The organism is Bradyrhizobium sp. USDA 10063 (genome assembly GCF_054063735.1).
Map to the genome: position 1 here is coordinate 195,027 of NZ_JBSSGP010000002.1, position 13,442 is coordinate 208,468.

Consider the following 13,442-nt stretch of genomic DNA (forward strand, 5'->3'; position numbering starts at 1 on the left):
ACAATCGCGTTATCCGCGCTTGTTTTCTTGTCTACCTTCAGTTCGCGCAGGTCCTTGCATCGCCGAAGATGCGTGGCGGCGAACCGGCTCAAAATTAAATACATAATAATAAATTCGACGGAGGAAAATAAATAATATAATAATCCGGACGTGAGGCATGGAGCCCTTGGGCGACACAGCGCGAACGCGCGGCTCCCCAGCCGAATTCTGCTTATTGAATTTTTCGCTGATCCGATTTCAGAAAGACTTAGACCGGGAGCCCAGTGATGGTCCATCACGCCGAATTCAAGCTGGTTTGCGACAATTGCAACTCACTAAGCATTCGGATTGACGTTGCCGAGGGGGCGCCGTCGTCAACCCAGATCCGATGTGGCCATTGCGAGGCGCCCCGGGGCACCCTGGGTAACCTTCGACGCCTTGCCAGCAAGCGTGATACGCCCGAGTCTGATCTGGACGAAGCGTGCTTCCCCGGGAGACGTACCCCTGACGCGCTCGAAGGCGGAGATCTGCGATAAGCTAAGCGTAATTCGTCCCCGCCTGCAGGCCTTTCCGGCCGACGGCCGAACATCGTGCGACTTGCCGGCATACGGGATACATCCCGCTTCACCGTGGGCGGGGACCCGATGTGATGCGGGGATGGGGAATAAGCGTTCCCCCAGCGCAACACCCGGACGGCGATTGTCGCCTCCATACGCAGCGAACGACGAAAGCTGTCACTTTCGGAGGCTGCTCAACCCTGGCAAAATCGGCAGGCGCGCACTGCAGCATCGGCGCTATACTTCCGCCCGCGAGGGAAGAGTCGACTATTGCAGGCCAGCCACACAGTAATCTCGCTCGCACGTGCGGGAAGTACTTAGTTCGATTTGAAGAAAGGATAAAGAAAGCTACGCGTTGCAGCCGATTTAAGTTGCTTCGTTTCTTGGCCCGATTTAAACTATTTAAATGGATGCAAGCCAGTCTCTCGTCCGGCAGCCGTTTTTTTGAGCGGCAGGCTGAGAGAGATATGCGACGAATTTTTAATGCGTAAGATTGTCGCAGGCGGGATGAACCATCATCGATGATCGCCGACTAACGAAAGTAACTATTGCCGACCACCGGTCATTTGTTTGGGTGAGGGGGTCAATAATGAGGAATATTTATAAGTCGGGTGATTGCGTCCTTTGGGATTCCCTTAACGCGATCAAGCAGGCGCAAATCCAGCTTCATCTTTTGAATGGTGAGGGGGCCAACCCAACCGTCATTGCCTCCCGAATTCAACTCTGCGACGTCCTTCTGGGCGAGATTTCGGGCATCCGTACCAGTCTCGCCAGACATCTCGAGTACACGCGTGGAACGGTGCAAACCGGCCCGGTTCAGTTGCATAGCTGAGATTTTCGGCGAACGGCGCGCTCAGGAGCGCTGAGCGTTGTCGTCCGTCGTTTTCTCGCTGTTCTCGATCCTGAACTCCTCCAGCTTGCGCCCGGACTGCAGCGCCGCGACGAGCCATCGCGGCTGCTTGCCGCGGCCGGACCACGTTTCGGTCGGCTCCATTGGGTTGCAGTATTTCGGCGGCACCCTTGGATATCTGCGGCGTGGCCGTTCGGATCCGGGCTCGGAACCTGCGCTATCCTGCATCGGGTCGGGTGGGTTAAGCTGAGCCAGCCGTTTCTCCAGCTCGAGCTTCTCCGCCGTGATTCTCTCCGACAAAATCTTCGTAATCTCTTCGTGGAGAAGCCAGAGCTCGTCGAAGGTCATAGCTTCTAAATCTGATTTGCGCATCGTGCTCTCGCGACCAATTTGAGCCTGAGCGGGGGCAATCCCTGAACAAAACACACTCTCTGCTCAGGCAATAAAAAGCACTGAGCGCTGACGTGAATGGAAGACATTATATGTGACATAAATATTATATCCAATGATTTATTTAATGCTTGATAAATCGTTTTTTATTGGCAAGCTATAGCGGAATTTCAGACGTTCTGTGGAGTTTAAATAGATAAATAATTGCGCGGAAATGTGGTTTAAGTTGGTTTTGTAAGGGTTTGAGAAATGGACCGTATTGAGCTTCCCCTCTGCCATCTTCATGAGACAGTCAGTCGCTTCGTCGTCCCTTCCGCCGCCCTGCGGGATATTCGGGCCCTGCAGGCTCAGATCGAACTTCGGCGTCTCGCCTTGAGGGATATTGAGGTAATTCGATGCCGGTTACGGCCGCTCATGCGCCGGCGAAGCAAGCGCCTTGTCCCGAGCCTGCGTAAGAGGGATGGGAGGCGATTGCGTCAGGCACCGGCATTCCGGGCCAGAGCCCTGCGCGAATCCTGCGCCGTGTAATCTGACCTGGCGTTTAAATCCCGTAACATATCTTATTGCGAGTTGTTCTCGATTGCTGCAGCTTCTGGAATAGGCTGTACACACATAAATGTGTGTACGGCGGATTTATCCAGAGCTTGCCTTGGGAACTTTTTGGTATTCCCCTTGATTAATAATGAACGAGGCAATATGACAGCCGATTATTAAGATGGAACCGCGGGACGACCATGTCGGCGAAAGAAATCGAACTAAAGTCCATGTCTCTAGATGATCTCTGGTCGCTTCATGAAGAGATCAGTGCGATATTGTCGGCCCGGATCGAAGCGGAAAAGCGCGAACTAGAGAAGCGGCTGGCGGTTCTTAGCCGGGGTGTGGCTGCTACGCGTGAGTCGGACGATGCGCGCGCGCTTCAGGGCGGGAAGCCGCGGCGGAAGTATCCGAGAGTACTGCCAAAATACCGCAATCCGAAGACCTCCGAGACCTGGTCGGGACGTGGCAAGCTACCTCGCTGGCTTGTCGCGGCGATGAAATCGGGAAAGAAGATCGAAGAGTTCCGGATCAGCGACGGCGGTTCCAAGGGCCGGCAGCGCGCCTGATCCTGGACGGCGTTCTGGAAAAGAAAATCCTCGATTACCAGGTTGGCGTAATCGGCAGCTCCGGAAAGGCATGCAGCGCGTGCCATCCGGGTTTCTTGCCTTCATTTAAGCCGATCCACTTTCGGGAGCGGCTTCGATCCAGCCGCCCAGAACGTTTTCGAGCGAAGTGGACGCCGGCTCGCGCGTCAAAAACAGAATGTAGAGATTTGGTTCTAATTCAACCAGAACCAGATATGCTCTAAAAGGCGTTGCGCGCTCGCAATACCTCCACCGGGGTCCGAAGGAGAATTGCGAGATCCATTCGCAGACTCCAGTTATCGATGTACCACAGGTCGTATTCGACGCGTTGTTCGATCAGAGCCCTTGTGGGCGTCGGGCCGCGGCAACCATGAATCTGCGCCCAACCGGTGAGCCCCGGCTTGACCCGCCGCCGGAACGCGTAGCGCTGGACCGCCTTGGCGAATTCACTATCGTGCGCCATCGCATGCGGTCGTGGCCCGACCAGGGACATGCTCCCGTCCAGCACGTTCAAGAGCTGCGGCAGCTCGTCGATGCTGGTCCGACGCAGCCATTTGCCAATCCGCGTCACGCGGCTGTCGGCGGCCTTGGCCTGGGTGATCGTGGGGCCGTCCTCCAGTACGCGCATGGTCCGAAACTTGTAGATCGCAAAGCTCCGGCCGCTGAAGCCGCAGCGTTGCTGCCTGAAAAGGACGGGGCCCGGCGAGTCCAGCTTGATGATGACGGCAACTGCCGCCAGCAGCGGCGCCAGCATGACCAGGCAGATTCCGGCGCCGATCAGATCAATGCTTCGCTTTGCAGCGCGTTCAATTGGGGTGAGCGGCCCGCGCTGGACTTCAACGCCTATGGCGCTTCCAAGATCCCGCGTCGGTTGCGCGAACATCTCCGATGCCGCCCCGACCGGAACGAAGACGACCGGAAACGGCAAGACTCTCAGCTCGGCAACGAACTCGCGCAATTCGCGCCAGCGGTTCGGATCCGCTTCCACAATGATCTCTTCGATGTCGAAACCGCGTGCATGCTGGACGACAAGGGCGCTAAGCCGCTTGCGGTATCCTGAACTGGCACCCGGCCGAGGCAGGCTGAAATGTCCAGCCAAACGAAATCCCAGTGCCGTGAGCGCCTGCGCCAACCCGGTATCCTGCGATTGCGCCTGGTCCGTGATCAACACCACATTGCCGCCGGAAAACTTTCGGTCGTTGAGGCCTTTCAAGAGCAGGGCTCTCATGATGACCCGATGTCCAATCAGCATCGCCAGGCCGACGACGGCGAAGGCCACGCCGGCGCCACGGGAGATTTCGGCGCCAATGTTGAGGGCGCCGACGGCTCCGCTGAGCAGAACGAACACGAACATCCACGAGAGGCAAACGGCGTGGACTTGACGGCGAAGCGCGAGAAGCTCAGGCGGCCTGTACATGCCTCGCATCTTCAGCAACGAAACGCAGAGTGCCGAGACGACGATCGCAGAACCTATGGCCTTGCCAACATCGGCCGTGGTCCAGTCGGCATAGAGCCGGTAAAGCAGTGTGGAGAGAATGCTGGCGATCAGGATGATCGCGACGTCGCTGCAGGTCGCGAGCAACTCGATGGAGCGATAACGGATCGGCCATTTTCGTTCTGACTTCAGCGGTGGACTGAAGCCACGAGCGGCGAAATCGCCGTGGACGTCCGCTGCAATGTTGCGGGTTATGAAATTCATGGCTGCTGAAATGATCAAGTGTGGCGCGTCTTAACCGTTATTTAATGTATAATAATCCATTAAATGGGGCAACAATTAATTGCGAAAATTAAATGAATTAAATGGTGTCTCTTCCTCGCGCGTATTCCGCTCGCGCATTGTCGTGGCGGCTCCCGTATCCATCGCGCGGATGCATCGGACGGCCAGCGATGGGGCTTCTCGCGGTACCGGAGGAGCGGCGCGGGGGGCCGTGGCGCCTCCAGGACCGCGTGCGCGTCCGCCTTAGGATTCTAATCGTTCAGAACTAAATGGCAGAGCCTGCACGCAATCAGCCGGAAGCAGGCGCTTCCTCGCTCTGCATCGCTGGTCCGCAACCCCCTTGATCGATGGACGCCCGATCCTGTCCCTGGAGATCATGCCCGGGCGGGCCGGGCAGGTCCGTCCAACTACTGAGTGACGCCCGTAATTGGCTGGGGTGTCGTGATGACCGTGGTCGATCCGGTGCCCGCAGTGGCGGCCTTGAGTGCGTAGCCGTTGGTCGCGTAGATGATCGGGTCGTTTGCTGTGGCCATGATCGTTCGCAGGAAGTTCAGGAACTTGGTGGTCTCAACCGAAGCTGAGTTGGACGTGTAGATGACGTCCTTGTTCCGCATTTCAAAGGTTTGAGCGAGGAAATAGCCCGAAGGATCGCGGAAATTGATCAGATAGATGATGGGAATGATCGGGCCCTTAAAGGGCCTGCAATCGACGCCCATTTCCTTGGCCACTTCGCGCGTTTCACCCCGATACAGGAAGACCGACGATGGATCAGCCAACCCATCGTTCATGCCACCCTGTTTGCCCACCGCCTCGGCCAGCGAGATGCGCCACGCATCGAACTTGAATTGCCCCTGAAGGCCGGACGCGCCGAACGCGACAAAGGTCTGTGGTTGGTTGTAGAGATAAATGACGTCGTTCGGCAATACGTAGATGTTGTTGGAAGGCTCGTACATCAATGCGCCGAACGGGACGCTTGCGCGGTGCCCCTTGCGCTCGAGCGACACCCACGTGTCATAGCCTTGCGTGATAGGCCCGCCGGCGCGCGCGATGGCGTCGATGATGCGCTCGGCGGATGGGCTCGCACGGAAGCGGCCGGCGGCGCGCACGTCGCCAAGTACGCTGACCAGGGACGTGTTCTGCTCGGCTACGGCCACGACGACCTGCGGTTCGAGGGCGCGGCCCTTGAGCCGCTCCACGATGTCCTCCCGGATCTCCGAGGGGCTCCGGCCCAGCGCCCGGATCGTGCCGGCGTACGGAACGGCGATATAGCCCTTCTCGTCCACCGCCTGGTTTGGAACCGTAACGAAATTGCCAGCGCGGACGCCCGCGTCCGATGTAAACAGGCCGCCGGCTGCGGACTCGAATATCGTGATGCTGACTGTGTCACCGACGCCGAAGCGGTACGTCTTCGCCGGCGCCTTATCGGCAAAGGCCGAGGACAGACGCGGCGTATAGCGGCCGAGAACCTCGACAACCTCGGGTGTCAGCTTCACCAGGGCATAGGGGAGGACGGCGGGCTCAAGGCCTTCCGACGCCGTTCGGACGTCTGTTGCCAATGGGCCGGATCCGGGCGTGATAATGCACCCGGCGCAAGATAGCGCCAGGAGACCAGCAACGATCCTCCCGCATGTTTGCAGCGCGATAATGGCGAGTATCCCCAAGTCGACCCAGTATAGGTAAGGTACATTAATACGCGATTCAGGCCAGCGAATCATTGCGTTAACCTGAAACGCAACCGGTGCTTGTTGCCGATATGCAACATGGCGAGGAGGGGGACGCCGGGCACCCGATCCTGAATGGGGGGCGAATCCGTTTCAGTTGGAGCCGGTTAGCCCATAACGGATGTAGTGCTCGTCGCGGTAGTAGTCGCTGCGGTGCGTGTCGTAGCGAGACATCGCCTTGATGTCGGTCTTGTTGAGAATCGCTCCGATGAGGCACTCGTGGATATTGGGGGCGGTGTGCAACGCATGCTTAACGACGTCGACCTTCGTCCGTCCCCATTCCACCACCAGGACGAAACAGTCGATGAAGGTTGTCGTCGAACGGACGTCGACCAGGGGCGTCAGCGGCGGAAGATCAACGATGACATAGTCATACGTCGATCGCAGTTGATCGAAGAGCTTGCGCATCGAATCCGTTGCCAGCATCTCGCTGGTGTGCAGCACCGGTGTCCGGCTGACGGCGGGGAGGAATGCCAGATTTGTTTTCGGATCCCGCCAGATTGTCTCCTCGATCTGCTTCCCGTGGCTGATGACGTCTACGATGCCTGCGGTCGCGTTTGCGGCGAGGCTGGCGGAAAGCGACGGGTTTCGGAGGTCGCAATCGACGACGATGACGCTCTTGCCGCTATGGGCGATGAGCTGGGCGAGCGAGGCTGCGATCGTCGTCTTGCCCTCGTTCGGCAGGGCCGAGGTGATGCCAATCACCTGATTGGAGGCTTTGCTGGGATTGAGGTCTATAGCGAGCTTGATTGCACGGATTGACTCGGCGTACCGAGATAACGGCTTGCCGACGACGGTCCTGTGAAATGTCGAACCGGCCGATATCCTTCGTTGCCGCGTGTCGTGGTCAGGGTTCCATGCCGCTGCCTTTGAAGTCGACGCCTTTTCAGCACGCAACGCCGGCACCAGCGACAAACATGACAATCCCAGCGTCGATTCGATCTGCGCGGACGTACGGAAGACGCGATCCATCATTTCCCTGAACAGGCCCAGTCCCACGCCGAGCCCAAGTCCGCCGACCAGACCCAGCGCCAGGATCAGCGGGCCTTTCGGTTTGCTCTTGCTCTGCGGCGGCACCGCGGGATACATCACCCGCGCTTCCGCGATAGGAAAACTTTCCTGCTGCGCTGCACCCACATAACGCTGCAGGAATGTATCATGCAGGCTGCGCAAGCTTTTCGCCTTGCTCTCCAATTCGCGGATCGTGATCTCGGCCAGGTTTGTCGAGCGCGACTGCTCCACGGCGTCGGACATTCGCTTCTCGATCTCCTGCTGCCGCTGCTTGGCGACCTCGAATTCGCTCCGACTCGTTTCCGCGTACCTCTTGACCTCGTCGAGGATCGATCCGCGCAGCTCGCGCATCCGATTTCGTAAGTTGACGACCGCGGAGTGGTCGCGGCCAAAACGTGGCGCCCACTCGGCGATGCGTCGTTCCAATTCAAGATATTGCTGGCGAAGGTTGATGATGATGGGGCTGTTCAGTGCATCGGTGCCCGCTGCATCCAAATTGCCGATCGACGACGAGTTCGCTGGGTTGGCTTCCAGGATCGCCTCGTAGCGGTTCAATTTGGCCAAAGCCTCGGACGTTTGCGCGCGAGCGGCGACCAATCGGCTGTTGAGCTCCGTGACCTGCTGCTCGTCGATCGGCTTTCCCCCGGAGGAAACGACGTTGTTCTTGGACTTGTAGGCGCTGACCGCACGTTCAGCCGCGAGCGCCTGCTCTCCGAGCTCTCGCAGCCTTTCCTGCATCCAATCTCTTGCCCGGCGATTTGTCTCCAGCTTCGCTTTCTCCTGTTGGGTGAGATAGACGCTCGCGATTGCGTTAGCGATCTCGGCAGCTCGTATTGGATTGCTCGAACTGAAGTTGATCTCGATGAGGTTGCTGTAGCCGATCCGGTTCACCACGACGCGGTTCTGAAACGCAGTGATGAGGCCTTCCTGCGGCTCGCTCGGCACAGGTGGTTGCAGATCGTTTGACGTGGACGACCCCAATACGGCACGAAGCCGCTGCCACACAGAGGGCAGCGCCGGGGGCGATTGCTTGAAATCAGGGTCGTCGGCGAGCTTGAACTGATTGATGATCTGGACTGCCATCCCTCTCGATTTGAGGATCTGGACTTGAGTTTCGAATAGAGTGAGATCGAAGGCCGGCTCAGCCAAGATCGATTGTTGCTGGATGAACTGTGTCTTGGCGTTCTCAAGCATGACCTGAACCTGGGCGGTATAGGTCGGCGGCGTGATCCGCAGATAGATCAGGCAAGCGGTCACTCCGAGTGCGGCTGCAAGAATGATCACCACGTACTGACGTCGCAGGAATGCAAGGGCGGTATTGATGAGTTCGCCGATCCCGCCGCTCTCGGGCTCACGATCATAAGCGGGTGCGTGGAGCCTGTCGGTTTGCAGCATATTGCTCTGGAGCATTCGGTTGTCGCCTCTGCCACCTGTGAATCTCGCCGGGCCGCCGCCAGCGTAAGTTTGGCATGGCCGTCGAATGCCGGGCACCGTGCTGCCCTGCACTTAAAATAAATATACCGGAAAATGTCGCTTGTTCAAATTAAATGTACGATAGTTAATTTGCCGATGTTGGCCGAGGCTGCTCCCGGTTATTTAATGGTGGGGCGCTCGAATAATCTCGAAGGCGCTTTTGACAAATCGCGTCGCGGACGGGGAGTCCATCCGTGGCAGCCGTAAGCGGACTGAAGTTCGCTCTTTAATCAATCTTCTTCCGATCGAAAAACGGGCTTGTTCGTGAGTGGGTTGATGGAACCGCGTGACGGTTCCGGGAACTCAAATCCAGCGATGGATAATGTTCGAGATAATATATTGTGTGATTGCGACATAATCGATTGACATTTAATTTGCTGCGATCTTTATTTATTACCCGAGTGTCCGGTTGGTCATTTCCGGTGTTGGAGATGCCGAGACGGAACCATGCGGTTTGCTTGATGACTCCGATGCCCGGCTGTCCGGTCTCCTGCCATTTCTGTGGGTGCCGGAGGGGTATCGCAGCAACAACAGCCTGGTTTTCGATCGAGCGGCCGGCCCAGGGTCGTGACTATCGTCAGCGTCGATCTTCTGGCTGCGGGTCGACGCGGGATTCAAGCCGAAGTTGGCAGCATTGGAGGCTTTGATGCACGCCGAACTCTATACTGATGGAGTGGAGGAGATCACCATTGGCGGGTCGATCGTGCGTGTCGATCTGGTCAGTCTTTCGCCGACCGAACGCGACGCCAACAATGCGCCGAAGAAGGTGTTCCGGCAAAGGCTGATCTTTTCCGTGGAGTCGTTCGCGAATTCAGTCGAGGTGATGCAGAACGCGCTGCAGGGATTGGTCGACGCCGGCGCGGTACGGCGCAACCAGCCGAGAGCGCCGGCCGACCAGGCCCAGACCACTTCGACGGAGCGCGAACCGCCCAACAGCCCACGGTCCCCCAATGTCTCAAGTAATTTCCGTTGAACCTGACCTCACGGGCGCGGAAGCGCCGCCTGTGAGCGCCGACGAGCCCGTGCGCCCGTCCTTGCGGACAGAACTTGAATGTCTCGCAAAGATCGCCGCCTATCACGGTGTCGATCTGCCGGTTGAGCGCCTCAAGCACAGCTATGCCATCGACGGGAGTCCTGTCTCGGCAACCCGATTGCTCCGCATGGCGAAGGAAGCGGGCCTGCGCGCAACGCGCACGCAGCTCGACTGGGGTGCGCTGTTTCGGTTGGGAGAGGCTTATCCGGCTCTGCTGCGACTTTCGAACGGCAACTGGATCGTCGTTCTCGGGGCAGGACAGGGGCCCGATGGCGCGGAAGCGGTTAGCGTGTTCGATCCGCTCGCCGAGCGCCGGGACGAGCCTCTGATCGTTAACAGGGATACGTTCTGCACCCGATGGAGTGGCGACACCATCCTGATCAAGCGCGAGCGGCTTGCGTCGGACCATCGACCGGCCTTCGGGCTGCGCTGGTTCATCCCCGAACTGGCCCGTCAGTGGCGCCTGTTTGCCGACGTCGCGATCGCCGCCATTATGCTCTATGCACTGGGTCTCGCGATACCGATCTTCTTCCAGCTCGTCATCGACAAGGTTCTCGTGCACGAGAGCTTCACCACGCTCTATGTGCTGGCGGCCGGTGCGACTGCGGCGCTGGCGTTCGACGCGATGTTCGGCTTTCTGCGGCGCTATCTTTTGCTCTATGCGACCAACAAGGTCGATATCCGGGTAGCAACCAAGACGTTCGGTCACCTCCTCGGCCTGCCCGTGACCTTCTTTGAGCACATTTCGGCCGGCGTCCTGGTAAAGCACATGCAGCAGGCGGCGCGAATCCGCGAGTTCCTGACCGGCCGTCTGTTCCTGACGACGCTCGACGCGCTGTCGCTGTTCGTGTTCATCCCGGTGCTGGCGCTCTACAGTCTCAAATTGACATGCATGGTGCTGGCCTTCACCGCTGCCAGCGGCATGGTCGTCGCGCTGCTGATGGGACCGTTCCGGCGCAGGCTCTATAATCTCTACCAGGCGGAAGGCGCGCGGCAGGCTCTGCTGGTTGAGACGGTGCACGGCATGCGTACGGTGAAGTCGCTGGCGATGGAGCCGCTGCAGAGCAGGGTCTGGGACGATCGCTGCGCGCAGTCGGTGACGATGCGGTTCGGCGTCGAGAAGATTTCTGCCGCCGCCCAGTCGGCCACCGGGTTCCTCGAAAAGATGATGACGCTCGGCATCATCTCGCTTGGAGCGCTGGATGTCTTCAGCGGCGAGATGACCATCGGCGCGCTGGTCGCTTTCAACATGCTGGCGGGTCGCGTGTCGGGACCGCTGGTCCAGCTAGTGACAATGGTTCATGAATATCAGGAAGTCGCGCTGGCGGTGAAGATGCTGGGCGAGGTGATGAACCAGAAGCCCGAACGCGATGGTAATCGCGAGGGGCTGCGGCCCGACTTTGCCGGCAAGATCGAGTTCGAGAATGTCTCGTTCCGCTACGGATCGGAAGGCGCACCGGCGCTGGACGACGTCTCCTTCTCCATCGCCCCAGGATCGATATTTGGCATCGTCGGCCGAAGCGGCTCCGGCAAGACCACGCTCACGCGGCTGATTTCCGGGATGTATCCGGTGCAGCAGGGCCTGCTGCGCGTTGACGGATACGATTCGAGGGAGCTCGATCTCGCCCATCTGCGCCAAAATCTCGGATTGGTCTTGCAGGATAATTTCCTGTTTCGCGGTACGGTTCGCGACAATATCGCCTGCGTGAAGCGCGATGCGACCTTTGCAGAGGTCGTCCACGCGGCCAAGCTCGCAGGAGCCGATGAATTCATCGAACGGCTCCCGCGCGGCTTCGATACCATGCTCGAGGAGGACGCCTCGAACCTGTCAGGCGGACAGAAGCAGCGCCTCGCGATCGCGAGGGCCCTGATCGTCAACCCGCGCATCCTGATTCTGGATGAGGCAACGAGCGCGCTCGATTCCGAAAGCGAGATGATCATCCGCCGCAATCTGCGCCGTATCGCCGAAGGACGAACCGTCATCATCGTCTCGCATCGGCTGTCGATGCTTGCGGACGCGAACCAGATCCTGGTCATTGACCGCGGCCGGATCGTCGACGTCGATCATCACGACCGGTTGCTGTCGAAGTGCATGATTTATCGGCATCTCTGGAACCAGCAGACGAAGCAGATCGCATGACCAAGCCTGAGAAATCCCGCAACGATGCAAACGATCCGGTGCGGACGACCGAACGACGGCGGCGCGGGCTGTTCCGGCCCACCGGGCGCCGGCCGCCGGTGGTGACGGAATTCCAATCCGACGCGATCGAGGTCGAGCATCGGGCGCCGCCGCGCATCGCCCGCGTGACGCTCTATTGCGTCCTGGCTCTGATACTCACCGCGATCGGCTGGGCCGCGGGGTCGCAGGTCGACATGATCGTGACGGCCCAGGGCAAGCTGGTCACCACGCGCCCCAATATCGTCGTCCAGCCGCTCGAGACCTCTGTCATCCGCGAGATACATGTGAAGCCTGGCGATCGGGTCAATCGCGGCGACCTGCTGGCGACGCTCGATCCGACATTCTCGCAGGCGGATCTCGACCAGTCGAGCAGCAAGGTCGGTGTGTTCAATGCCGCGATTGATCGTCTCAAGGCCGAGTTGAATGGTGAGGAGTATGTCATCGGCGAATCCGCCAACGCCGACGAGGTTCTCCAGCGCAAGATGTTCCTGCAGCGCAAGGCGGCCTACGATGCGCAGGTGGAGAACTATCAAGCGCAAATCGCGTCCGCACGCGCCAACCTGAAGACTGCGCAGAACGAGGAGACGGTACTGCTTCAGCGGCTCGAAACGATGAAGTCGATCGAGGTCATGCGCGCGACGCTGATGGACAAGGAAGTCGGCTCGAAGCTGAACTTGCTGCTGTCGCGCGATGCTCGCCTCGACGTGGAAAGCAATCTGGCGCGCGTCCGCGGCAATATCGCCGATTATGCGCATCGCCTCGACAAAGCCGAGGCGGACCAGAAGGTCTACGCCGAGGATTTTCGCAAGACGGCTTATCAGGATCTCGTGGAGACGCTGGCGAAACGGGATAGCGCGGCGGAAGATCTGAAGAAGGCTGAGCTTCGCCGGAAACTGATCGTGCTGAAGGCGCCGGCCGATGCGATCGTGCTCGATATCGCCAGCCGAACTGTCGGTTCGGTCGCCCGTGAGGCCGAGCCGATGTTTGTGCTTGTTCCCCGCGATGTGCCGCTGCAGGCGGAGGTCAATGTCGAGGGCAAGGACGTCGGTCAGGTTTCAGTCGGTCAGCCCGTCCGGATCAAGTTTGATGCTTTTCCGTTCCAGAAATACGGGACAGCCAAAGGCGAGGTACGCGTCGTCAGTCAGGACTCGTTCCCGCCGGATCCGAAAGCCGAAGGTGCGCACCGCCCGACCGCTCCCTATTACCGCGTATTGGTCGACCTGTCCGACACGCACCTTCGGCTGCCGGAGGAGCGCGCTCAATTTATTCCTGGCATGGCGGTGACCGCCGAGATGAAAGTCGGGCGGCGCAGCGTGATGTCTTACTTCCTGTATCCGCTGCTTCGCGGCCTGGATGAAAGCATACGCGAGCCATAGGAAAGGCCCGCTGCGACAGAAACCGTCACCTTGGC

The 13,442-nt window shown here is 59.1% G+C and carries 9 protein-coding genes; 5 read left to right on the forward strand and 4 right to left on the reverse strand.

Annotation, left to right across the window (positions count from 1 at the left end; translation table 11 throughout):
• Positions 1–1,125: 1,125 nt before the first annotated feature.
• Positions 1,126–1,368: a hypothetical protein gene (locus tag ACVJGD_RS02875; RefSeq protein ID WP_456632940.1), complete on the forward strand. Its 243-nt coding sequence runs from the start codon at positions 1,126–1,128 to the stop codon at positions 1,366–1,368.
• Between the two features lie 21 nt (positions 1,369–1,389).
• On the opposite strand, the gene ACVJGD_RS02880 is transcribed toward ACVJGD_RS02875, so the two are convergent.
• A complete protein-coding gene (locus tag ACVJGD_RS02880; RefSeq protein WP_456632941.1) occupies positions 1,390–1,758 on the reverse strand; it encodes an H-NS histone family protein in 369 nt (122 codons plus the stop codon).
• A 752-nt stretch (positions 1,759–2,510) separates the two neighbouring features.
• Between ACVJGD_RS02880 and ACVJGD_RS02885 the strand changes: the two genes are divergently transcribed.
• On the forward strand, positions 2,511–2,879 hold the full coding sequence (locus ACVJGD_RS02885; protein ID WP_456632942.1) for an H-NS histone family protein: 369 nt from the start codon (positions 2,511–2,513) through the stop codon (positions 2,877–2,879).
• A 238-nt stretch (positions 2,880–3,117) separates the two neighbouring features.
• On the opposite strand, the gene ACVJGD_RS02890 is transcribed toward ACVJGD_RS02885, so the two are convergent.
• The 3 genes from ACVJGD_RS02890 to ACVJGD_RS02900 form a co-directional block, all read right to left on the reverse strand.
• A complete protein-coding gene (locus ACVJGD_RS02890) occupies positions 3,118–4,596 on the reverse strand; it encodes an undecaprenyl-phosphate glucose phosphotransferase (protein WP_456632943.1) in 1,479 nt (492 codons plus the stop codon).
• 425 nt (positions 4,597–5,021) lie between these two features.
• Positions 5,022–6,329 carry a polysaccharide biosynthesis/export family protein gene (locus ACVJGD_RS02895; RefSeq protein WP_456632944.1) on the reverse strand — a complete coding sequence of 436 codons (1,308 nt, stop codon included), beginning with the start codon at positions 6,327–6,329 and terminating at the stop codon, positions 5,022–5,024.
• A 99-nt stretch (positions 6,330–6,428) separates the two neighbouring features.
• Entirely contained in the window at positions 6,429–8,852 is a 2,424-nt protein-coding gene (locus tag ACVJGD_RS02900; protein WP_456632945.1) for a polysaccharide biosynthesis tyrosine autokinase, read from the reverse strand.
• A 613-nt stretch (positions 8,853–9,465) separates the two neighbouring features.
• On the opposite strand from ACVJGD_RS02900, the gene ACVJGD_RS02905 reads away from it, so the two are divergent.
• The 3 genes from ACVJGD_RS02905 to ACVJGD_RS02915 are packed head-to-tail and all read left to right on the forward strand — an operon-like array spanning position 9,466 to position 13,407.
• Positions 9,466–9,792: a hypothetical protein gene (locus tag ACVJGD_RS02905; RefSeq protein ID WP_456632946.1), complete on the forward strand. Its 327-nt coding sequence runs from the start codon at positions 9,466–9,468 to the stop codon at positions 9,790–9,792.
• Positions 9,770–11,992: a peptidase domain-containing ABC transporter gene (locus ACVJGD_RS02910; RefSeq protein WP_456632947.1), complete on the forward strand. Its 2,223-nt coding sequence runs from the start codon at positions 9,770–9,772 to the stop codon at positions 11,990–11,992. Before ACVJGD_RS02905 ends, ACVJGD_RS02910 begins: the two co-directional genes overlap by 23 nt.
• Positions 11,989–13,407, forward strand: a complete 1,419-nt coding sequence (locus ACVJGD_RS02915) for an HlyD family type I secretion periplasmic adaptor subunit (RefSeq protein WP_456632948.1) — start codon at positions 11,989–11,991, stop codon at positions 13,405–13,407. Before ACVJGD_RS02910 ends, ACVJGD_RS02915 begins: the two co-directional genes overlap by 4 nt.
• The last annotated feature ends 35 nt before the right edge of the window (positions 13,408–13,442 follow it).

Bases quoted from the DNA above. Each gene is read 5' to 3' on its own strand.
- ACVJGD_RS02905 (WP_456632946.1), top strand. From the start codon at position 9,466: ATGCACGCCGAACTCTATACTGATGGAGTGGAGGAGATCACCATTGGC.
- ACVJGD_RS02890 (WP_456632943.1), bottom strand. From the start codon at position 4,596: ATGAATTTCATAACCCGCAACATTGCAGCGGACGTCCACGGCGATTTC.
- ACVJGD_RS02915 (WP_456632948.1), top strand. From the start codon at position 11,989: ATGACCAAGCCTGAGAAATCCCGCAACGATGCAAACGATCCGGTGCGG.
- ACVJGD_RS02885 (WP_456632942.1), top strand. From the start codon at position 2,511: ATGTCGGCGAAAGAAATCGAACTAAAGTCCATGTCTCTAGATGATCTC.
- ACVJGD_RS02880 (WP_456632941.1), bottom strand. From the start codon at position 1,758: ATGCGCAAATCAGATTTAGAAGCTATGACCTTCGACGAGCTCTGGCTT.
- ACVJGD_RS02910 (WP_456632947.1), top strand. From the start codon at position 9,770: ATGTCTCAAGTAATTTCCGTTGAACCTGACCTCACGGGCGCGGAAGCG.
- ACVJGD_RS02875 (WP_456632940.1), top strand. From the start codon at position 1,126: ATGAGGAATATTTATAAGTCGGGTGATTGCGTCCTTTGGGATTCCCTT.
- ACVJGD_RS02895 (WP_456632944.1), bottom strand. From the start codon at position 6,329: ATGATTCGCTGGCCTGAATCGCGTATTAATGTACCTTACCTATACTGG.